Source organism: Variovorax sp. E3, assembly GCF_016082275.1.
Taxonomy (GTDB): Bacteria; Pseudomonadota; Gammaproteobacteria; order Burkholderiales; family Burkholderiaceae_C; genus Variovorax.
Genome location: NZ_MOWM01000069.1, coordinates 15,245 through 35,834 on the forward strand (window position 1 = coordinate 15,245; position 20,590 = coordinate 35,834).

Genomic DNA, 20,590 nt, shown 5'->3' on the forward strand with positions numbered 1-20,590 from the left:
GAAAGATAATACCGAAAATGCAGTTTCAGGAAATATCTTTCCGAATGACCCTTGTGTCCATGCGACTGCCGGGCCGCCTACTTGGGCACCAGCGTGAAGAAGGGCATGACCACGCCCATGATCCAGTTCTGGCCGAAGTCGAGCGCCGCGCGGCGGTATTTCTCGTCGGCCTGGGCGGCCATCAGGTCGAGCCGGGCCACCACCTTCGACAGTTCGCGGTCGGCCACGAGGTTGCGCCCGCGCTCGCTGATCTCGGTGGCCAGCAGCAGCGGCTGGCCGTCGGGGCCGGTCTTGGAGGAGATCAGCCAGAGCGAGATCTCGAAGTTGCGCGCCGCGCGAAAGCTGTTCTCGGCGTTGATGCCGTCGATCATGGTCTGGTCCCATGTGTCGCCGTTGGCCTGCTTGAGCATGGTGGCCCAGCCGTACACCAGCGCCGCCACGCGGTCGCCCTGGTAGGCCTGCGGTCCGGTCTCGAAGGCCAGCCGGATGGCGTCGATGCCGCTGGCGCCGCGCAGCTCGGGCGGGGGCGGGCCCTTGAGCACGGCGTCCCAGGTGTGCTGGGTGGCTTCGTCGAGGCTGGCGGCGGACTTGCGCCATTCGCGCGGATTGCGCTTGTAGAGGGTGGACTGCACGCGGCGCACCGACTGGAGGTTGTCGCGCAGCGAGAGGTTGGCGATGCGGTTGGCGCCGGACTGCATCCACTCCTGGCTGGCGTAGGGCTCGGCGCGCTCGGTGGAGCGGACCGACGCGCAGCCCGCCGTGCCCAGCAGGACGGCCGCGCCCGCCAGCAGGCAGACGCCTCGGGCCGCAAGGGTTGAAACCGGGGAATAGCTCATGCCCTGACGTTATCATCCACGGCTGGGGCGGCGGCCTGCCTTCAAGCTGCGGGGCCGTGCAATTTTCCTTACAAATCAATACCTTGGCGCTATAGCCAAGGCAGGCCGACAAGTCGTGCGTCTTAATTCCATCAAGCTTTCGGGCTTCAAGTCGTTCGCCGAACCCACCAACTTCCTGCTGCCGGGCCAACTGGTGGGCGTCGTCGGGCCCAACGGTTGCGGCAAGTCGAACATCATGGATGCGGTGCGCTGGGTGCTCGGCGAGTCGCGTGCGTCGGAGCTGCGCGGCGAGTCGATGCAGGACGTGATCTTCAACGGCACGACCACCCGCAAGCAGGCCAGCCGCTCGAGCGTGGAACTGGTGTTCGACAACGCCGACCATCGCGCCGGCGGTCAATGGAACCAGTTCGGCGAAATCGCGGTGCGCCGCGTGCTCACGCGCGACGGCACCAGCAGCTACTACATCAACAACCAGCCGGTGCGCCGCCGCGACGTGCAGGACGTGTTCCTGGGCACCGGCCTCGGGCCACGCGCCTACGCCATCATCGGGCAGGGCACGATCAGCCGGATCATCGAATCCAAGCCTGAAGAACTGCGCCTGTTCCTCGAAGAAGCCGCGGGTGTTTCGAAGTACAAGGAACGCCGCCGCGAAACCGAGAACCGCCTGGGCGACACGCGCGAGAACCTCACGCGGGTCGAGGACATTCTTCGCGAACTCAACGCCAACCTCGAGAAGCTCGAGAAGCAGGCCGAGGTGGCCGCGCGCTACAACACGCTGCAGGGCGACGCCACGAAGAAGCAGCACCAGCTGTGGTTCTTGAAGCGCAGCGAAAGCAACGCTGATCAGGCCAAGATCAAGGCCGATTCCGAAAAGGCCATCAACGACCTCGAGTCGCGCACGGCCGACCTGCGCCGCATCGAGTCCGAACTCGAAACCGTGCGCCAGGCCCACTACGGCGCCGGCGACCTGGTGAACCAGGCGCAGGGCAAGCTCTACGAAGCCAGTGCCGAAGTCGGCCGGCTCGAAGGCGAGATCCGCTTCGTGGTCGAAGGCCGCCAGCGCGTCGAGCAGCGGCTCGTGCAACTGCGCGAGCAGATGGGCCAGTGGGGCCGTCGCCGCGAAGAGGCCGAAACCGAAATCGAAACGCTGGCCGGTGCGGGCGTCGACGCCGAAGAGCAGGCCATCCTGCTGGCCGCCCAGCTCGAGGAACACGACGCGCGCATGCCCGAGCTCGAAGAAGCCGTGCAGCGCGCGCAGGACCAGGCCAACACCCAGCGCACGACCGTGTCGCAGGTGCAGCAGCAGATCCAGGTGCTGGCCGCCGACCAGCGCAACATCGAAGAACAAAGCCGCCAGCTCACGCAGCGCAGCGAACGCCTGCGCGCCGACCAGAACGCGCTGGCCGCGCCCGACGAGGCCCGCCTGCTCGACATGCAGGAGCAGCACGCCGCCGCGCAAGAAGCCGCGAGCGAAGCCGACGCGCGCCTGCAGGAGCTGCAAGAATCGGTGCCGCAACTCGACGACGACCGCCGCGCCAAGCAGCAGGCCGTCAACACCGAGGGCGCCCGCCATGCCGAGTACTCGGCCCGCCTCGATGCGCTGCGTGCCCTGCAGGAAAAGGTCAAGACCGACGGCAAGCTCGCCCCGTGGCTCGCCAAGCACGGCCTCGAGGGCATGCAGGGCCTGTGGAGCCGCATCCACATCGAGCAGGGCTGGGAAAGCGCCCTCGAAGCCGCGTTGCGCGAGCGCCTGGGTGCGCTCGAAGTCAGTCGGCTGGAGATGGTGCGCGCCTTCGGCAACGACGCGCCGCCGGCCAAGCTCGCCTTCTACAGCCCGCCGGCCGCCGGCGTGCCCGAAGGCACGGCCACGCTGCCGCGCCTGTCGGGCCTGCTGCGCCTGAACGATGCCGGCCAGCAAGCCCTGCTGAACGACTGGCTGCACGGCTGCTACACCGCCGACAGCTTCGAGGACGCGCTGGCCCAGCGCGGCACGCTGCAAGCCGGCGAGGTGATCTACGTGAAGAGCGGCCATGCCGTGTCTTCGCACAGCGTCAACTTCTACGCGCCCGATTCCGAGCAAGCCGGCCTGCTGGCCCGCCAGCAGGAAATGGAAAACCTGGAGCGCCAGCTGCGCGCCCAGACGCTCATCAACGAAGAAGCGCGTACCGCGCTGGTCCGCGCCGAAGCGGCGTATGCCGATGCCGCGCAGCGCCTGGTGACCGCGCGGCGCGAAGCCGCCGAAACGCAGTCGCGCGCGCATGAGCTGCAGGTCGAGACGTTGCGCATGACGCAGCTCGCCGAGCAGACCCGCGCGCGCAGCCAGCAACTGGCCGCCGATCTCGGCGAAGTCGATGCGCAGCTCGAAGAACTGCAGGAGCGCCGCATTTCCGCCGAAGGCCGCTTCGAGGAACTCGACATGCAACTGGCCGACAGCCAGGAGCGCCACGCACAGCTCGATGAGCGCGTGATCGAGGCCGGTCGCGCGCTCAACGCCAGCCGCGAACAGCACCGCAGCCTCGAGCGCCAGGCTCAAGAGGCGACGTTCTCGCAGCGCACGCTCGAAGCGCGCCGCGCCGAACTCAACCGCTCCATCGAAACGGCCGCCCAGCAGGTCGTGGCGCTGACCGACGAAGACGAGCGCGCCCGCGCCGAACTGAGCCGCCTGTCCGACGCCGCCGCGCAAGCCGGCCTGCAGGACGCGCTGTCGCTCAAGCTCGAACGCGAGACCGCGTTGGGCGCCGCGCGCAGCCAGTACGACGACCTCACGCTCAAGCTGCGCGCCAGCGACGAACGCCGCCTGCAGCTCGAACGCGAACTCGATCCGCTGCGCCAGCGCATCACCGAGTTCCAGCTGAAGGAGCAGGCCGCGCGCCTGGGCGTCGAGCAATACCAGCAACTGCTGGACGATGCCGGCGCCGACCTGGAGGCTGTCGAGCTGTCGATCGAAACCGACAAGGTGAAGCTCACCGGCCTGCAAAGCGAAATCGACCGCCTGAACCGCGAAGTGGTCGCGCTCGGCGCGGTGAACCTGGCCGCGCTCGACGAACTGGCCATTGCCAGCGAGCGCAAGACCTTCCTTGACGCGCAATCGGCCGACCTGAACGAAGCCATCGGCACGCTCGAAGACGCCATCCGCAAGATCGACGCCGAAACGCGCGAGCTGCTCGGCGGCACCTTCAAGATCGTCAACGACCACTTCAGCCGCATGTTTCCCGAGCTGTTCGGCGGCGGCAATGCGCGGCTGGTGATGACGGGCGACGAAATCCTCGATGCTGGCGTGCAGGTGCTGGCGCAGCCGCCCGGCAAGAAGAACCAGACCATCCACCTGCTGTCGGGCGGCGAGAAGGCGCTCACGGCCATTGCGCTCGTGTTCGCCATCTTCCAGCTGAACCCGGCGCCTTTCTGTCTGCTGGACGAAGTGGACGCGCCGCTGGACGACGCGAACACCGAGCGCTATGCCAAACTCGTCTCCGCTATGAGCCGTGAAACCCAGTTCCTTTTCATCAGCCACAACAAGATCGCCATGGAAATGGCCGAACAGCTGATCGGCGTGACGATGCAGGAGCAGGGCGTGTCGCGCATCGTGGCCGTCGACATGGAAGCGGCCGCCTCGATGGTCGCAGCTGCTTAAGCCGAGCAGCACCCGATGAGCAGCCTCACACTCGCCCTGACCATCCTCGGCGGCCTCGTTCTCGCGGCCGTCGTTGCCTACAACACGCTGATGTCGCGCCGCAATGCGCCGCGTCAGCCCGACGCGGTCGATGTCGCGCTGGCCGACGCCGAGCGCGCGCTGTCGGGCGCGGCCGACGGCGTGGAGCCGATGCTCCATGTCGACCCCAACCAGTTGGCCGGCAGCGACCGCCATGAACCCCTGTTCGACCCCGACCTGCCGGCGCCCAGCGGCGTGCCCGTGCCCACCGGCGAGCGGCGCGGCGGGCTCGACCCGCTGATCGACGTGATCGCGCCGATCTCGCTCGAAGGCCTGGCCTCGGGCGATGCCGCCATCGCGGCCATGCCGCCGACGCGGCGCGCGGGCAGCAAGCCGGTGGCCATCGAAGGCCTCAACGAACACAACGGCCAGTGGGAGCCGCCCGTGCCGGGGCAGCGCTACAGCGCGTTCCAGGTCGGCGTGCAGTTGGCCAACCGCACCGGCGCACTCAACGAAATCGAGTACTCCGAATTCGTGGTCAAGGCACAGGCCTTTGCCGATGCCGTGAACGGCGCGCCCGAGTTCCCCGAAATGCTCGACGAAGTGGCGCGGGCCCGCGAGCTCGACCAGTTCGCCAGCGCGCACGACGCGCAACTGGGCTTCGTGCTGCGCGCGCTGCATGCGGCCTGGAGCCCTGGCTACGTGCAGCAGAACGCGGCGCGGCTGGGCTTTGTCGCCGGCATCATTCCGGGGCGCATGGTGCTGCCGACGGGCGAGGTCGGGCTGCCGCCGATCCTCGGCCTGGCCTTCGACACGCAGGCCGCGCTGGCCGACGACCCGGCGCAATCGGCCATTCGCGAGTTGAGCCTGAGCCTGGACGTGCCGCAGGTCGACCGCGGCGAAGAGCCGTTCCGCCGCATGCGCGAAGCCGCCGCCACGCTCGCGCGCGAAATGGACGGCGTGGTGACCGACAGCGACGGCCAGTTGCTGCGCGACGAGACGATGGACGTGATCGGCGCCGACCTCGAACAGCTCTACGACACGCTGGATGCGCGCGATCTCGCGGCGGGGTCGCCGCTGGCGCGCCGCCTCTTCAGCTAATTCCGACCTCCGGGAGACACCCATGACATCGCGCGACGAAGCGGCACGCGAAGCCGCCGCACTGAGCGAAAAGCTCCACCGCCACGCCCACCTTTACTACGTGCTCGACGCGCCCGAACTGCCGGACGCCGAGTACGACAAGCTGTTCCAGCGCCTGCAGGCCATCGAGGCCGAATACCCCGACCTGCGCACGCCCGATTCGCCGACGCAGCGCGTGGGCGGCAAGGTGCTCGACGGCTTCACCAAGGTGCGCCACAGGGTGCCGATGCTGTCCATCCGCACCGAGACCGACATCACCCCTGGCGGCGCCAGCGCCTTCGACGCCCGCGTGCGCAAGGAACTGGGCCTGGCCGAAGACGGGCCGCAAGTGGCGTACGTCTGCGAGCTCAAGTTCGACGGCCTGGCCATGAACCTGCGCTACGAGCACGGCGTGCTGGTGCAGGCCGCGACGCGCGGCGACGGCGAGGTGGGCGAAGAGGTCACGCAGAACATCCGCACGGTGCGCGAGATTCCGCTGCGCCTGAACGGCAAGGCGCCGCCCGTGGTCGAGGTGCGCGGCGAGGTCTACATGAAGCGCGCCGACTTCGACGCGCTCAACGAGCGCCAGCGCGAGAAGATCGCGGCCGGGCAGAAGAACGAGAAGGTGTTCGTGAACCCGCGCAATGCGGCGGCCGGTGCGGTGCGCCAGCTCGACCCGGCCATTGCGGCGGCGCGGCCCCTGAGCTTTTTCGCCTACGGGTTGGGCGAGGTCACACCGGCCGGCGAAGGCGGGCCCGACTGCCCGACGCAGTTCGACTGGCTGCAGCAGTTCGCCGCCTGGGGCTTCCCGGTGGCCACGCAGACGGCGCGGGCCACGGGCGCCATCGAGCTGATCGCTTTTCACGAGAACATCGGCCGCCAGCGCGATGCCTTGCCCTACGACATCGACGGCGTGGTCTACAAGGTCGACAGCATCGGGCTGCAGCGACAGCTGGGCTTTGTCTCGCGCGAACCGCGCTGGGCCGTGGCCCACAAGTACCCGGCGCAGGAGCAACTGACCGAGGTGCTGGGCATCGAGATCCAAGTCGGGCGCACCGGCAAGCTCACGCCGGTGGCCAAGCTGGCGCCGGTGTTCGTCGGCGGCGTGACCGTGACCAACGCCACGCTGCACAACGAAGACGAAGCGCGCCGCAAGGACGTGCGCGTGGGCGACACCGTGATCGTGCGGCGCGCCGGCGACGTGATTCCCGAAGTGGTCGGCGTGGTGCCCGAAAGCCTGGCCAAGCCCGACGACCAGCGCGGCCCGTTGTTCACCATGCCGCACCAGTGCCCCGTGTGCGGCTCGGAGGCGGTGCGCGAAGAGGAAGAAGTCGACTACCGCTGCACCGGCGGCCTGTTCTGCGCGGCGCAGCGCAAGGAAGCCATCCTGCACTTCGCGGCGCGTCGTGCGGTCGACGTCGACGGGCTGGGCGACAAGCTGGTCGAGCAATTGGTCGACGCGAACCTGATCCGCACCTTGCCCGACCTGTACAAGCTCGGCTTCACCACGCTGGCGGGGCTGGACCGCATGGCGGAGAAGTCGGCCAAGAACCTGGTCGATGCGCTCGAGGCATCGAAGAAGACCACGCTGCCGCGCTTCCTGTTCGGCCTGGGCATCCGCCACGTGGGCGAGAGCACCGCCAAAGACCTGGCCAAGCACTTCGGCAAGCTCGACAGCATCATGGACGCGACCGAAGAGCAACTGCTCGAGGTGAACGACGTCGGCCCGGTGGTGGCGCAAAGCCTGCGCACCTTCTTCGACCAGCCGCACAACCGCGAAGTGGTCGAGCAACTGCGAGGTCGGGAACCTGACGGGTGCGGCCTGAGCTGGGAAGAGGGCGAGCCCGCCGTTCGCGCGCCCAAGCCGTTGGCGGGCCTGACCTTCGTCATCACCGGCACCCTTCCTACGCTGAGCCGGGACGAAGCGAAGGATAAATTGGAGGCGGCCGGCGCCAAGGTGTCCGGCTCCGTCAGCAAGAAGACCCATTACCTCGTTGCCGGCGAAGAAGCCGGCAGCAAGCTCGACAAGGCCCGCGACATCGGGGTCGAGGTGATCGACGAGGCGCGTTTGCTGGAAATCCTGGCCCACGGTGTGGTGGCGGATTGACGATCGGCTTAAGCTTCTGTTTACCGGCCGTTACGCGACTTCATCCGAGCGCAGTCAACAGGGTCTACAACCTGGCGTTGAAAGAAAACTGAAAGGCCACAAGGAGTCCCTCATGCAAAAAATTCGTGTTCTTGGTGCCTGCGTTGCACTTGGCGGCGTTGCGCTGCTGAGCGGTTGCGTGGGTGTGCCGGGCGATCCCTACTACAGCGGAGGCTACGGCGGCGGTTACTCGTCGGGGCCTTACTACAGCGAGCCCGCGCCCGTGGTGGTGGCGCCGGCGCCGGTCTACATCAACGGTGGTGGCTATTACGACGGGCGCCGTCCGTATTACCGCGATCGTCCTTACTACCAGCGGCCGGCCTATCCGGCAGTGCGTCCGGGTTATCCCTATCCGGGTGGCGGGCGTCCGACGCCACCGGCTTGGGGTGGTGGCCGTCCGCCCCCCGCGATACTGCCTCAGGGCGCGCCCCGGCAGACCCCCAATGCCCATATGTTGACGTCGCCGGACCAAAAGGGCACCACCCCTCCTTGAGCCGCGTGACGGGCACGGTCGCGAGGCTGTCGCGATAATCCCGCCATGGCCATCCGCGACATCCTGAAAATGGGCGACCCCCGGCTGCTGCGCATCGCGCAGCCGGTCGCCGCCTTCGACACCGACGAACTGCACCTGCTGGTGCGAGACATGTTCGAGACCATGCATGCCGTCAACGGCGCCGGTCTTGCGGCGCCCCAGATCGGCGTCGATCAACAGTTGGTGATCTTCGGCACCGACATCGCCAACCCCCGCTATCCCGACGCGCCGCCGGTGCCTCGTACCGTGCTGCTGAACCCCGTCATCACGCCGTTGAACGACGAGGAGGAAGAGGGCTGGGAAGGCTGTCTCTCGGTGCCGGGCCTGCGCGGCGTGGTGCCGCGCTTCGCCAACATCCGCTACACCGGGTTCGACCCTTACGGCGACCCGATCGACCGGGTTGCCACGGGCTTTCATGCGCGCGTGGTGCAGCATGAAGTCGATCACTTGCTGGGCAAGCTGTACCCGATGCGGGTGCGCGACTTCTCGCGTTTCGGCTACACCGAGGTCCTGTTCCCGGGCCTCGATGCCGCCGACGACGATTGAGCCAACTCAGTTGTATTTGCTGCTGAGCGCGAAGCGGCCGCCACCCATGAACGCCAGGGCCAGCGCCGCGAACAGGAACATGCCTTGCAGTTCCAGCGCCCAGCCGCCTTGCTTGCCCAGCGAGGTCAGGTCCTTCATGTGGACCAGCGTGAACGCCACCAGCATGTTGATGGCCACGATCCACGCGGCCGGCCGCGTGTACAGGCCGATGATCAGCAGCACCGGCGCCACCACCTCACCGATGTAGACCAGGTAGGCCAGCGCGCCGGGCAGCCCGTGCTGGGCCAGCATGCCGGAGATGAAGCCGACGCCGCCCTGCAGCTTGGCGATGCCGTGCAGCAGGATCAGGACGCCAAGCGAAACGCGCAGGATGAACTTGCCGGTGTCGTCGGATTTGACCATTTGAGTAGGTTCCAGTTGAAGTGATTCGAAGGGCCGTATGGTAGTGAACCCGCGGCGCTTTCATACAGCCTCGTGATGCGCATATGCATCCAACCCGGAGTTCTTTGGCAGAGTCCGGCGACGCCCCGTACACTGCCTTTTGCTTACTGTTGAGGAGAACACCAATGAACAAACGATTCCGCCCGGCACTGCTGGCTGCCGCCTCCGTCATCGCCTTGGCCGCGGCCGCGCCGGCTTTCGCGGGCAAGACGCTCGACGCGGTCAAGCAGCGCGGCACCGTCAAGTGCGGCGTGACCAACGGCGTGGCGGGCTTCTCGGCGCCGGACACGCAGGGCAACTGGTCGGGCCTGGACGTCGACACCTGCCGCGCCATTGCCGCGGCCGTGCTCGGCGACGGCAAGAAGGTCGACTTCGTGCCGCTCAATTCGCAGCAGCGCTTCTCGGCCCTGCAGGCCGGCGAAATCGACATCCTCGCGCGCAACACCACCTGGACGCTCACGCGCGACGCCTCGCTGGGCTTCAACTTCACCACCATCACCTACTACGACGGCCAGGGCTTCCTGGTGCCGAAGAAGCTCAAGGTGACGAGCGCCAAGCAACTGAAGAACGCGACCATCTGCACCCAGTCGGGCACCACCAACGAGAAGAACGTGTCGGACTACTTCCGCGCGCAGGGCATTCCGGTCAAGACCGTGGTGTTCGAGAGCTTCGAGGCCTCGTTCAAGGCCTTCTTCTCGGGCCGTTGCCAGGCTTTCACGACCGACGCCTCGGCGCTGGCCGGCCTGCGCAACAAGGAAGCGCCCAACCCCGACGACTACATCATCCTGCCCGAGCTGATCTCCAAGGAGCCGCTGGCCCCGCTGGTGCGCCGTGGCGACGACGAGTGGTTCGCCATTGCCAAGTGGGTGCCCAACGCGCTCATCGAGGCCGAAGAGGCCGGCGTGACGCAGGCCAATGCCGACGAGCTCAAGGCCAACAGCAAGGACCCGGCGCAGCAACGCCTGGTCGGCACCGGTGAAGACCTGGGCAAGCTGCTCGGCCTGGACAAGGACTGGTCGTTCCGCGCCATCAAGGCCGTGGGCAACTACGGCGAGGTGTTCGAGCGCAACGTCGGCCCCAAGTCGGTGCTGAAGCTGCCGCGCGGCTCGAACAACCTCTGGAGCAAGGGCGGCCTGATCTACGCACCCCCCGTTCGATGAGCAGCGGGACGTCGCGCCGCGGCGTCTGGCTGGCCTGGGCGGTGCAGGCGCTGCTGGTGCTGGCCGTGGCGGCCGGTGCCGTCTGGGTGGTGCACCATGCGCTCGAGGTGCTTCGCGCGCGGGGCGTGCGTTCGGGCTTCGACTTTCTCACCGAGCCCGCGGGCTTTTCGATCAGCGAAGGCTGGCTCGACTTCGACGCGAGCCAGCCGTTCTGGCGCGCGTTTCTCGCGGGCCTGATCAACACGGTGCGGGCAGCGGTGCCAGCCGCCATCTTCTCGGTGGTGCTGGGCACGCTGATCGGCATCGGCCGGCTCGCGCCGCACGTGCTGCTGCGCGGCATCTGCACCGCCTACGTCGAACTGCTGCGCAACGTGCCGCTGCTCGTGCAACTGCTGATGCTGGCCTTTGCCATGGCCAACCTGCTGCCCGACCCGACCGAGCCCGTGCACCTGCTGCCGGGCGTGTGGCTCAGCAAGGGCGGTCTCAGCGTGCCCTGGCCCGTGGCGGGCGAGGGTGGCTGGTGGCCCACGCATTTCGAGTGGCCCGAGCGCGGGGCCTTCGGCGTGACCGGCGGTGCTGCGCTGAGCCCTGAATACGTGACCATCGTCGCGGGCCTGACCTTCTATTCGGCCGCCTTCGTGGCCGAGATCGTGCGCGCGGGCATCCTGTCGGTCTCGCAGGGGCAGGTGCTCGCGGGGCAGGCGCTGGGGCTGTCTTCAGGGCAGCAGTTGCGCATCGTGATCCTGCCGCAGGCGCTGCGCGTGATCGTGCCTTCGCTGACCAACCAGCTCTTGAGCCTGACCAAGAATTCGTCGCTCGCGGTGGCCGTCGGTTATCCGGAGCTGGTGTCGGTGGCCAACACCACCATCGGCTCGAATGGCCGCGCCTTCGAGTGCATCGCCATCATCATGGCGGTCTACCTGCTGCTGTCGCTGCTGATCTCCTTCGGCATGAACCGCTACAACGCGCGCGTCGCGCTGCGGGGCTGGCAATGAGAAACGTCGCGCAAGGGCCCATTGCATGGCGCAGCGAACTCTGGGGTTCGCCGATGCGCGCGCTGGCGACGGTGCTGCTGCTCGCGCTGCTGGCGTGGGGCGGGTTCCATGTCGTCGAGTGGGGCGTGATGCACGCGGTGTTCCGGCCCGACGCCGAGGCCTGCCGTGCGGTGCAGCATGGCGCCTGCTGGGGCGTGGTGGCCGAGAAGTGGCGGCCGATGCTGTTCGGGCGCTTTCCCTATGAAGCGCAATGGCGCCCGGCGATCGCGGTGGTCGTGCTGTCGGCCGTGACCGTGCTCAGCGCGTGGCCGCGCAGTTGGCGCTGGTGGCTGGCGCCGCTGTGGATCGTCGCGCTGCTGCTGTTCGTGCTGCTGATGCGCGGCGGCGTGCTCGGCCTGAGCGACGTGCCGACCAGCCGCTGGGGCGGGCTGCCGCTGACCATTGGCCTGGCCGTGGTCGGGCTGGCGCTGGCCTTTCCGCTCGCGCTGCTGCTCGCGCTGGGGCGCCGCTCGAACTGGCCCGTGGTGCGCACGCTGAGCGCGAGCTACATCGAGCTGGTGCGCGGCGTGCCGCTGATCTCGGTGTTGTTCATGGCCTCGTTCCTGCTGCCGCTGCTGTGGCCGGCGGGTTGGCAGCCCGACGTGCTGGTGCGCGTGCTCGCGGGGCTCACGCTGTTCGTGGCCGCGTACCTGGCCGAGATCATCCGGGGCGGCCTGCAGGCGGTGCCGCGCGGGCAGACCGAAGTGGCGATGGCGCTGGGCTTCGGCCGCTGGCCGGTGCAGCGCGACATCGTGCTGCCGCAGGCGCTGCGCCTGGTGGTGCCCGCGCTGACCAACAGCGTGGTCGGCACGCTCAAAGACACCTCGCTGGTCACCGTGGTCGGCCTGTTCGAGCTGACCGGCGCGCTGGGCCTGGCGCTGGGCGGCGACCCGACGTGGCGCCCGTTCTACCTGGAGGGCTATCTCTTCATCGCGGCCGTCTACTGGGTGCTGTGCTTCGGGCTCTCGCGCTACAGCGTGTGGCTCGAAAAGCGCCTGTCGGCCGCGCCTGAGCCGGGCGCCGGCGGGCTGCGGTACACTTCGGGCCTTCATGTCGAAGCTCAACTTCATCCCCGCATCCAGCGCAGCCCTCATGGCTCGCATGATGCCGCCTGCCTCCGCGCAGGCGATGGTTGTTGCTCGAATGATTACCACCATTACCACCGCGGCCACCTGAGCACGCGCAGGTGGCCGTTCCGGCAGCCACCTGGTGTATCGCTCTCTCCCCGAACGAATGAACCCAGCTCTGGCAGCTGGGTTTTGTTTTTTCGTCTGGAGATGTCCATGTACCGCGATCCCGTTGAATCCTTCGAGCCCTTGCACAGCCCCCTGGCTGCCACCCGTACCCTGCGCGTGGGAATGATCGGCATCGGCACCGTGGGCTCCGGCACCTTCCGCGTGCTGGCCCGCAACCAGGCCGAGATCGCGGCCCGCGCCGGCCGCGCGATCGAGCTGGTGATCGTGGCGGCGCGCAACCTCGAGCGCGCGGCCGGCATCGTGGGCGACAGCGTTGCGCTGACGGCCGACGCGATGCAGGTCGCCACGCACCCCGACGTCGACGTGGTCGTCGAAGTGGCCGGCGGCACCGGCCCCGCGCTCGACTGGGTGCTGGCCGCCATCGCGCACGGCAAGCACGTGGTCACGGCCAACAAGGCGCTGCTGGCGGTGCACGGCGCGCGCATCTTCGCGGCCGCGCGCGAGCAGGGCGTGGTCGTGGCCTACGAAGGCGCGGTGGCCGTGAGCATCCCGATCGTCAAGGCGTTGCGCGAAGGGCTCGCGGCCAACCGCATCGAGTGGGTGGCGGGCATCATCAACGGCACCACCAATTTCATCCTCAGCAAGATGCGCGACGAGGGCCTGGACTTTGCCGCCGCGCTCGCGCAGGCGCAGGCCCTGGGCTACGCGGAGGCCGACCCGACTTTCGACATCGAGGGCATCGACGCCGCCCACAAGCTCACGCTGCTCGCCGCCAACGCCTTCGGCATGCCGCTGCGCTTTGCCGACGCGCAGGTCGAGGGCATCACCGCGCTGCAGGGCCTGGACGTGGCCTGCGCCGAGCAGCTCGGCCATCGCATCAAGCTGCTGGGCGTGGCGCGCCGGCAGGCGGCGGGCGTGGAGTTGCGCGTGCAGCCCGCGTTGGTGCCGTCCGGGCATCTGATGGCGCATGTGAACGGCTCGATGAACGCCGTCATGGTCAAGAGCGACGCGGCCGGCCTCACGATGTACTACGGCGCGGGCGCGGGCTCCGAGCAGACCGCATCGGCCGTCATCGCCGACCTGGTCGACGTGGCGCGCCTGGACGGCGTCGCCGCCGCGCAGCACGTGCCGCACCTGGGCGTGCATGCGCACGCGACGAAAGCGCTGGCGGTGCTGCCGCGCGCGGCCGTTCACACCTCGCACTACCTGCGCGTGCCGGTGCACGCGGTCGGGCAGATCCAGGCCGTCACGGCCTGCCTCGCGGAGCAGAAGGTGCCCGTGCGGCAGGTCGCGCTGGCGGCCGAGCGACCGGGCATTGGCCCGCAGGTGCTGGTGCTGACCGGGCCGGTGGTGCAGGGCACGCTCGACCTTGCCGTGCACGCCCTGCAGGCCCGCCCGGAAGCAGCGGGCCCGGTGGTGACGCTGCGCGTGGAAGCGCTGGAGGGCTGAGCTCAGTCCTTGCGATGCGGCGCCAGTTCGGCGTAGCCCGTCAGCGGGTCGTGCGTCCGGGCAAAGCGCCAGTCGGGCAGCCAGGCGACCAGCACTTCGGCGGTCGTGCGTACCGCGCACCCCGGCGCGGCATGGCCGCCGAGCACGCGACCCTCGGCGTCCGACACGCTGATGTGCAGGTGCGAGCCGTCCGGCGACAGGCTGCCCGCGAGCGTGAGGATTTCCAGGTCGCCTTCGATGCGCGTGGGGTGTTCCGCGCCCGCGAACCGGATGCTCGCGCCGCGCAGGCTGCCGATGCCCGACACCACGAACGCCGCTTCGCCGCCGCCTTGCCCGAGCGCGAGGTCGAGCGACGCGCGCAGGTCGTCGCCCGGGTTCAGTCGCAGCACCAGCGTGCGCATGATGATGATGATGATGGCCTCAGCCGCCCGACAGCGCCCCGTCGACCACGTGCTGCGCCTCTTCGAGAATGCGCGCCAGGTGCTCTTCGCCCTTGAAGCTCTCGCCGTAGATCTTGTAGATGTTCTCCGTGCCCGAGGGCCGCGCCGCGAACCAGCCGTTTTCGGTCACCACCTTCACGCCGCCGATGGCCGCGCCGTTGCCCGGCGCGTGGCTCAGCACGTTGACGATCTTGTCGCCCGCCAGCTCGGTCGATCGGATCTGCTCGGGCGACAGGCTCGACAGCCGCTTCTTCTGCTCCACGGTGGCCGCCGCGTCGACGCGGTCGGACACCGGCTTGCCCAGCGCCTGCGTCAGCTCGGCGTAGCGCTCGCCGGGGTCGCGCCCGGTGCGTGCGGCAATTTCGGCCGAGAGCAGGGCGGGCACCATGCCGTCCTTGTCGGTGGTCCACACCGAACCGTCCTTGCGCAGGAAGGTGGCGCCCGCGCTTTCTTCGCCGCCGAAAGCCAGCGAGGCATCGACCAGCCCGTCGACGAACCACTTGAAGCCCACGGGCACCTCGTACAGCTTGCGCCCGAGCCGCGCGGCCACGCGGTCGATCATCTGGCTGCTCACCACCGTCTTGCCGACGGCCGCCTGCGCGGGCCACTGGGGGCGGTGCGTGTAGAGGTAGTCGATCATCACCGCGAGATAGCTGTTGGGCTGCATCAGCCCCGTGCTGCCCGCGACGACGCCGTGGCGGTCGTGGTCGGTGTCGCAGGCGAAGGCAATGCCGAAGCGGTCTTTCAGCGCGATCAGCTTGTGCATGGCGTCGGGCGACGACGGGTCCATGCGGATGCGGCCGTCCCAGTCGAGCGACATGAAACGGAAGGTCGGGTCGACTTCCTGGCTCAGCACGTTCAGGCGCGACAGCTTGTAGCGCTCTGCAATCGCCGGCCAGTAGCGCACGCCGGCGCCGCCCAGCGGATCGACGCCCAGGTCGATGTTCACGCCGCGAATGGCGTCCATGTCGAGCACCTGCGCGAGGTCTTCGACGTAGGTGTTCAGGTAGTCGTGCCGGTGCGTGGTCGATGCGCGCAGGGCCTGCGCGAGCGGCATGCGCTTCACGCCTTCGAGCTTGTCGGCCAGCATCTTGTTGGCCGCCGCCTCGACGGCCGAGGTGATGTCGGTGCCCGCCGGGCCGCCGTTGGGCGGGTTGTACTTGAAGCCGCCGCTCTCGGGCGGGTTGTGCGACGGTGTGATGACGATACCGTCGGCCAGCCCCGTCGTGCGGCCCCGGTTGTAGACCAGGATGGCGTGCGACACGGCCGGCGTGGGCGTGTACTCGTCGTCCTTCGAGATCATCAGCTCGACGCCGTTGGCGGCCAGCACCTCGACCGCGCTGTTGAAGGCCGGGGTCGACAGCGCGTGCGTGTCGATGCCCAGGAACAGCGGGCCGTCGATGCCCTTCTGCTTGCGGTAGTCGCAGATCGCCTGGCTGATGGCCAGCACGTGCCATTCGTTGAATGCGTCGTCGAACGACGAGCCGCGGTGCCCCGAGGTGCCGAATGCCACGCGCTGGCTGGGCACGGACGGATCGGGCCGGCCGGTGTAGTAGGCCGAGATCAGTCGCGGCACGTTCACCAGCAGTTCGAGCGGAGCGGGCTGGCCCGCGAGAGGATTGGTGGCTTGGCTCATGGCGTCGTCGGTGGAAAGTCGAGGTTGATCAGGTCGCCGATGTGCTCGACCGTGATGTCGGCGGGCGCATAGGCGGCGTTGGCTTGGGTGTCGAGTGCGTAGTGCCCCTGCCGCACGAAGACCGTCGTGAGCCGCGCGCCCCAGATGGCCTTCATGGCCGACAGGATGCGCAGCTTGTCGTCGATCATCACGTAGTGCGCGGCCGGGTGGCACTGCGCCACGGTGTCGAGCATCTGCTCCTTGTGCACGTAGATCAGCACGCGGCCCCCGGTGGCGTCCCACAGGCCCGAGCGCTGCACCTTGCGCGGCTGGAACACCACGTCGCCGTCGGACAGGATCACTGTGGGCCCCTGGCGGCCCAGGTGCCTCAGCACGTCGAGCGCGCCGGGGTACAGGCGCTCGGCAAAGGGGTAGTCGATGAGAAAGCCCGACATCAGCAGCAGCCGCGAATCGCTCATGCCGCGGCGGCTTTCCTCGGCGCGGTAGCGTTGCAGGGCGCCCAGGTAGTCGACGTAGCCGCGTTCGGTGCGCAGGGCCTCGAGGGCGCTCCAGTAGCGGCCGGCGCTTTCGGCGCCGAAACTGGCTTCGAGGTGGGCCCGCAGGTCGGCGATGACGCGGTCGTTGTCGAGCAGGGTGTTGTCGACGTCGATCAGGAAAACGGTGGCAGGGGGCTGTGTCATGAAGGTGTGCGGCCGGTGGCCGGAACTGCGCGCGTCGTGTCCAGCATACGCCCTCGAATGCAAGGCCCATGTGCCGTGGCGTGAATTAGTTGATGCTTTGCTGCTTGCTGGCTTAATCTGTGCCGAAGAAGCACCCGGCGAATTTGAATAAGCTCTCGCTCCAGTTGCACGAATCCAAGGAGGAAGAGAAATGCGCATGACCCACGGCCTGAATCGGGCCGGCTGGCCGGCCCTTGCATTGGCCCTGGCGGCCGTGCTGGCCGGCTGCCAGTCGCCCCCGGCGACCGGCCGCTGACCTCCGAGGTGCCCGAGCCGCCCGGCTTCGCGCCGCCGCCCGAGACCTGCCAGGCCGCCGCCGTGCGCTTCGGGCTGGGGCTGCGGGTGTCGCCGCCGCTGCTGGAAGAGATGCGCCAGCGCGCCGGCGCCCGCATGGCCCGCACCGTGCTGTCGACGGAAACCGCCGATCCGGTGCAGGACACCATGCGGCTCAACGTCCAGGTCGAGCCGACCGGCCGCGTGGTGGGTGCCTATTGCGGTTAGCCGCGCACTGGAAGCCCTTTTTTGCATGCACATGTGTTGTGCGCATACAGCGAGTGTCACAAATCCGTCCCCCAATGCTCCGAATGGTCAAAATTGGGAGAACAATAGCCGGCGACTTTCCGGAGCCACAGTCTTTTGTCGATCAAGCAACCCACCGTCTCTCTGCCGTCGCACTACGATGGTTCGGCACGCCTTCCGCCGGATGAGGTGCTGCGTCCGTTGATGGACGACTGGGCGCGCGCGGGCAAGCGCCTCGCGGCCGTGTGCTACCTCGACGTCGATCGCTTCAGCGAACTCAACGACCGCCTGGGCATGGTGGCCGGCAATGCCGCGCTCGAAGAGGTGGCCCGCCGCATCAAGGCCCAGCTGCCGCGCGAGAGCGTCATGGCCCGCGTGGGCGGCGACGAGTTCGCGGCCGTGTTCGCCGGCCTGGGCACCTCGCAGTGCGCGCAGGTGCTCGAACGCATCCAGAACGCACTGGCCGAGCCGTGGGCCTGGCACGACCAGGCGGCGAGCATCGACGCCAGCATCGGCGCCATGATGCTCGACAGCAACGGGCCGCCCCCCGAAATCGCGCTGCGCCAGGCGCAGCACGCCGCCTTCTTCGCCAAGCGCGCGGCCGACGGCAAGGTGCATTATTTCGACGCCCCGCAGGCCCGCGCCGACGAGCAGGTGGTGCGCGAGCGCCAGCGCATTCAAGAAGGGCTGCTGCAGGGCGAGTTCTTCCTGGTCTACCAGCCCAAGGTCGACATGCGCCGCGGCGAGGTCGTCGGTGTCGAGGCGCTCATCCGCTGGCAGCACCCCGAACGCGGCCTGCTGCCGCCGATCCAGTTCGTGCCGCTCATCGAAGACGACGCGCTGGTCGAGCAGGTCGGCGACTGGGCCATTGCCACGGCCTTGTGGCAGGCGCACCAGTGGCGCCTGGCGGGCTTGCAGGTGTCGGTGAGCGTGAACGTGGCGCCGCGCCACATGATGCGCTGGGACTTCGTCGACCGGCTGGCGCGCCACCTGTCGCAGTTTCCCAAGCTGGGCGCGGGCATGCTGGAGCTCGAAATCCTAGAGACCACGGCCATCAGCCAGTTCGCCAACGTGGCGCTGTTCGTCGAGGCCTGCAAGGCGCTGGGCGTGGGCGTCACGATAGACGACTTCGGCACCGGCTACTCGTCGCTGACCTACCTGCGCCAGCTGCCGGTGTCGGCCGTGAAGATCGACCAGTCCTTCGTGCGCGGCATGCTCGACAACGCGCAGGACCGGGCCATCGTGCAGGGCATCCTGGCGCTGCTGCATGCGCTGGGGCTGACGGCCGTGGCCGAGGGCGTGGAAACGGTCAAGCAGGGCGAGGCGCTGCTCGCCATGGGCTGCACGCTGGCCCAGGGCTACGGCATCGCGATGCCGATGGCCGCCAAGGACATCGTGAAATGGGTGGCCGCCTACGAAAGCGCGCCGCTGTGGGGCCGCGACCTGTCACCCGAGCCGCCGGCGTTTCCCGGGGACATCACGCCGCGACGACACCCATCGTCGCTACCGCGCTGCCGCCGGCCACCGCGTAAGCGGCGGCCTTTGAAGGGCCCTCGGGGGCCCTTGCGGGCTCAGAGCAGCGGCGTGTAGGGCGAGACCATCGGGTTCAGCGAGGTGCCGCCGCCATTGAAGCTCGGCACGCCCAGGCTGCTGGAGCCGCCGAACACATAGCGCAGGTACAGGCTGCCGGTGAACTGGCGGTAGTTCTGCGCGTTGTTCAGCGCGAGCGCGCCGCCCAGGAACATCTTCGGCGCCAGCTGGTACTCGATCACCGCGCCCAGGTTGTACGACAGGCCGGTCTTCGAGCTCTTGGGGTACATGTTGTTGTACAGCGAGCTCGACAGCCCCGCCTGCAGCGCCCAGTCGGCCACGCGCTGCGCGTCGGCATTGCGCGACGGGTCGGTCGGGAAGTAGGGCGACGATTTCTGCGTGAACGACTGCACGCCCAGCGACGCATTCACGCGCCAGGCGAGCCGGTCGCTGCGGCCGGTCCAGTCGACCGGGAAGGCCACGCTCACGAAGCTCTGCGGGCTGAAGTAGCCGCCCTGGCCGAAGGTGTAGTAGCTCAGGTTCTTCTCGTAGCCCATCAGCCCGATGTTCATGCCCAGCGTGAGCTTGGAACGGGGGCTGTCGAGCAGGTGCAGGTAGGCGCCGCCGCCGGTTTCCACGCGCGAGTTGCTGGCCACGTTCTTGCCGGTGATGCCGTGCGCGGACAGGTAGCTGTAGATGCCGTAGGTGCCGTCGTCGTAGCCGATGTCGCCGCGTACGCCGGTCGCCACCACGCCGCCCCAGCGTTCGCCGGAGCGCCCGTCCTTGGCGCCGGCGAACGACAGCACGCTGTCGGTCACCGCGCGGCGGGAGATGTCGGCCTTGTAGTTCCACGAGTCGCCGAAGCTGCCCTTGAAGGTCGCGTTGCCCACCACGTTGGTGGTGGGGAAGCCCAGCGGCGTGGTGCCGATACCGCCGTCGAAGTTCTTGCCTTCGTAGCCCACGTTGAGTCCGACGCCCGAGGCATTCTGCTGGCCGGGCTGCGTCTGGTTGAACAGCGAGTTGTACACGGCCGTGGGGCCGCCGCCGAAGCGGCTCGCGGTCGCGTAGCTGCTCGAGGGCGTGCCGGCGTCGAGCACCGTGGGCGTCACGCCGACGACGATCTTGCCTTCGCCCACCGGGAAGCGCGCCTGGACCGGCAACTGGAAGTCGGAGAGCTGGCTCAGCCCGGCCTCGCCGGCGCGGCTGCGAAAGACGGTGCCCGCGGTGAGGGTCACCGCGCGCTGCGATTCCAGCTCCTGCAGCTCCGACACCAGCGGGTTGACCGGCGCCGTGCGCAGCGGCGCGTTCCAGCTCGGCTCGGCGCCGGGGCGGGGCAGCGGCGTGTTGGCCTGCGCATAGGCCGCGTTGGCTGCGGGATAGCCGGGCGGCGGATAGCCCGCGGGCGCCGCGGCGGGGTAGCCGGGGGGCGGATAGCCGCCGGCCTGCGCCTGCGGAATGTAGGGTTGCTGCGGCGCGCCCTGCATCGACGGCGCCATGTACGCCGACGGCTGCGGCGTGTTGTTGGCGGCCTTGCTGTTGCGCGCGGTGCGCGTCGCGGCGGTGCGGCCCTTGGCGTTCGACGCGGGTGCCGGCGCGGCGCCCCAGGGCAGCGCGCCCGGCGGATAGGCGGCCGGCGCG

17 protein-coding genes and 1 pseudogene are annotated in these 20,590 nt (G+C 68.6%); 12 read left to right on the forward strand and 6 right to left on the reverse strand.

Annotated elements, in window-relative coordinates; translation table 11 throughout:
- Positions 1-77: 77 nt before the first annotated feature.
- Positions 78-836 (reverse strand): hypothetical protein, encoded by a 759-nt coding sequence (locus BMG07_RS22595; protein ID WP_198086425.1) that lies wholly within the window; start codon positions 834-836, stop codon positions 78-80.
- Between the two features lie 115 nt (positions 837-951).
- Here BMG07_RS22595 and smc point away from each other — a divergent pair, with 115 nt between their 5' ends.
- The 5 genes from smc (at position 952) to def (ending at position 8,828) form a co-directional block, all read left to right on the forward strand.
- A complete protein-coding gene (gene smc / locus BMG07_RS22600) occupies positions 952-4,467 on the forward strand; it encodes a chromosome segregation protein SMC (protein ID WP_198086426.1) in 3,516 nt (1,171 codons plus the stop codon).
- Positions 4,468-4,482: 15 nt separating this feature from the next.
- On the forward strand, positions 4,483-5,586 hold the full coding sequence (locus BMG07_RS22605) for a cell division protein ZipA C-terminal FtsZ-binding domain-containing protein (protein ID WP_198086427.1): 1,104 nt from the start codon (positions 4,483-4,485) through the stop codon (positions 5,584-5,586).
- Between the two features lie 22 nt (positions 5,587-5,608).
- Positions 5,609-7,711 (forward strand): NAD-dependent DNA ligase LigA, encoded by a 2,103-nt coding sequence (gene ligA / locus BMG07_RS22610; protein ID WP_198086428.1) that lies wholly within the window; start codon positions 5,609-5,611, stop codon positions 7,709-7,711.
- A 112-nt stretch (positions 7,712-7,823) separates the two neighbouring features.
- Entirely contained in the window at positions 7,824-8,243 is a 420-nt protein-coding gene (locus tag BMG07_RS22615; protein ID WP_198086429.1) for a hypothetical protein, read from the forward strand.
- Positions 8,244-8,288: 45 nt separating this feature from the next.
- Positions 8,289-8,828 (forward strand): peptide deformylase, encoded by a 540-nt coding sequence (def, locus tag BMG07_RS22620; protein WP_198086430.1) that lies wholly within the window; start codon positions 8,289-8,291, stop codon positions 8,826-8,828.
- Positions 8,829-8,834: 6 nt separating this feature from the next.
- Here the strand turns inward: def and BMG07_RS22625 are convergent, their stop codons facing one another.
- Positions 8,835-9,230 (reverse strand): DoxX family protein, encoded by a 396-nt coding sequence (locus tag BMG07_RS22625; RefSeq protein ID WP_198086431.1) that lies wholly within the window; start codon positions 9,228-9,230, stop codon positions 8,835-8,837.
- Positions 9,231-9,394: 164 nt separating this feature from the next.
- On the opposite strand from BMG07_RS22625, the gene BMG07_RS22630 reads away from it, so the two are divergent.
- The 4 genes and pseudogenes from BMG07_RS22630 (at position 9,395) to BMG07_RS22645 (ending at position 14,108) form a co-directional block, all read left to right on the forward strand.
- The gene (locus BMG07_RS22630) at positions 9,395-10,429 is read left to right on the forward strand and encodes an amino acid ABC transporter substrate-binding protein (protein ID WP_198086432.1); all 1,035 of its coding nucleotides are present in this window, start codon (positions 9,395-9,397) and stop codon (positions 10,427-10,429) included.
- Positions 10,426-11,424: an amino acid ABC transporter permease gene (locus BMG07_RS22635; RefSeq protein ID WP_198086433.1), complete on the forward strand. Its 999-nt coding sequence runs from the start codon at positions 10,426-10,428 to the stop codon at positions 11,422-11,424. The genes BMG07_RS22630 and BMG07_RS22635 overlap by 4 nt, the downstream gene beginning before the upstream one ends.
- Positions 11,425-11,798: 374 nt before the next feature.
- A pseudogene (locus BMG07_RS42605) lies at positions 11,799-12,452 on the forward strand (amino acid ABC transporter permease); the annotation flags it as partial.
- 294 nt (positions 12,453-12,746) lie between these two features.
- On the forward strand, positions 12,747-14,108 hold the full coding sequence (locus BMG07_RS22645) for a homoserine dehydrogenase (RefSeq protein ID WP_198086439.1): 1,362 nt from the start codon (positions 12,747-12,749) through the stop codon (positions 14,106-14,108).
- A 2-nt stretch (positions 14,109-14,110) separates the two neighbouring features.
- Here the strand turns inward: BMG07_RS22645 and BMG07_RS22650 are convergent, their stop codons facing one another.
- Genes BMG07_RS22650 through BMG07_RS22660 form a run of 3 tightly spaced genes read right to left on the reverse strand, consistent with a single transcriptional unit; the run spans position 14,111 to position 16,864 of the window.
- Entirely contained in the window at positions 14,111-14,509 is a 399-nt protein-coding gene (locus tag BMG07_RS22650; RefSeq protein WP_198086434.1) for a PPC domain-containing DNA-binding protein, read from the reverse strand.
- A 19-nt stretch (positions 14,510-14,528) separates the two neighbouring features.
- Positions 14,529-16,184 carry a phosphoglucomutase (alpha-D-glucose-1,6-bisphosphate-dependent) gene (gene pgm / locus BMG07_RS22655; RefSeq protein WP_198086435.1) on the reverse strand — a complete coding sequence of 552 codons (1,656 nt, stop codon included), beginning with the start codon at positions 16,182-16,184 and terminating at the stop codon, positions 14,529-14,531.
- Positions 16,181-16,864 (reverse strand): HAD family hydrolase, encoded by a 684-nt coding sequence (locus BMG07_RS22660; RefSeq protein ID WP_198086436.1) that lies wholly within the window; start codon positions 16,862-16,864, stop codon positions 16,181-16,183. The genes pgm and BMG07_RS22660 overlap by 4 nt, the downstream gene beginning before the upstream one ends.
- Before the next feature lie 190 nt (positions 16,865-17,054).
- Between BMG07_RS22660 and BMG07_RS42610 the strand changes: the two genes are divergently transcribed.
- The 3 genes from BMG07_RS42610 (at position 17,055) to BMG07_RS22670 (ending at position 19,012) form a co-directional block, all read left to right on the forward strand.
- Positions 17,055-17,159: a lytic transglycosylase domain-containing protein gene (locus BMG07_RS42610; RefSeq protein WP_269759281.1), complete on the forward strand. Its 105-nt coding sequence runs from the start codon at positions 17,055-17,057 to the stop codon at positions 17,157-17,159.
- Positions 17,160-17,167: 8 nt separating this feature from the next.
- Entirely contained in the window at positions 17,168-17,404 is a 237-nt protein-coding gene (locus tag BMG07_RS22665) for a hypothetical protein (protein ID WP_269759282.1), read from the forward strand.
- 207 nt (positions 17,405-17,611) lie between these two features.
- Positions 17,612-19,012, forward strand: coding sequence for a bifunctional diguanylate cyclase/phosphodiesterase (locus BMG07_RS22670; protein WP_307867041.1), 1,401 nt, complete (start codon positions 17,612-17,614; stop codon positions 19,010-19,012).
- Here the strand turns inward: BMG07_RS22670 and BMG07_RS22675 are convergent.
- On the reverse strand, positions 18,994-20,590 hold a 1,597-nt coding region (locus BMG07_RS22675), incomplete at its 5' end, for a cellulose synthase subunit BcsC-related outer membrane protein (protein WP_198086437.1). The two genes, BMG07_RS22670 and BMG07_RS22675, sit on opposite strands and share 19 nt — an antisense overlap.

Bases quoted from the DNA above. Each gene is read 5' to 3' on its own strand.
- BMG07_RS22635 (WP_198086433.1), top strand. From the start codon at position 10,426: ATGAGCAGCGGGACGTCGCGCCGCGGCGTCTGGCTGGCCTGGGCGGTG.
- BMG07_RS22595 (WP_198086425.1), bottom strand. From the start codon at position 836: ATGAGCTATTCCCCGGTTTCAACCCTTGCGGCCCGAGGCGTCTGCCTG.
- BMG07_RS22605 (WP_198086427.1), top strand. From the start codon at position 4,483: ATGAGCAGCCTCACACTCGCCCTGACCATCCTCGGCGGCCTCGTTCTC.
- BMG07_RS22615 (WP_198086429.1), top strand. From the start codon at position 7,824: ATGCAAAAAATTCGTGTTCTTGGTGCCTGCGTTGCACTTGGCGGCGTT.
- ligA (WP_198086428.1), top strand. From the start codon at position 5,609: ATGACATCGCGCGACGAAGCGGCACGCGAAGCCGCCGCACTGAGCGAA.
- def (WP_198086430.1), top strand. From the start codon at position 8,289: ATGGCCATCCGCGACATCCTGAAAATGGGCGACCCCCGGCTGCTGCGC.
- BMG07_RS42610 (WP_269759281.1), top strand. From the start codon at position 17,055: ATGCGCATGACCCACGGCCTGAATCGGGCCGGCTGGCCGGCCCTTGCA.
- BMG07_RS22630 (WP_198086432.1), top strand. From the start codon at position 9,395: ATGAACAAACGATTCCGCCCGGCACTGCTGGCTGCCGCCTCCGTCATC.
- BMG07_RS22645 (WP_198086439.1), top strand. From the start codon at position 12,747: ATGTACCGCGATCCCGTTGAATCCTTCGAGCCCTTGCACAGCCCCCTG.
- pgm (WP_198086435.1), bottom strand. From the start codon at position 16,184: ATGAGCCAAGCCACCAATCCTCTCGCGGGCCAGCCCGCTCCGCTCGAA.
- BMG07_RS22660 (WP_198086436.1), bottom strand. From the start codon at position 16,864: ATGACACAGCCCCCTGCCACCGTTTTCCTGATCGACGTCGACAACACC.
- BMG07_RS22650 (WP_198086434.1), bottom strand. From the start codon at position 14,509: ATGCGCACGCTGGTGCTGCGACTGAACCCGGGCGACGACCTGCGCGCG.
- BMG07_RS22625 (WP_198086431.1), bottom strand. From the start codon at position 9,230: ATGGTCAAATCCGACGACACCGGCAAGTTCATCCTGCGCGTTTCGCTT.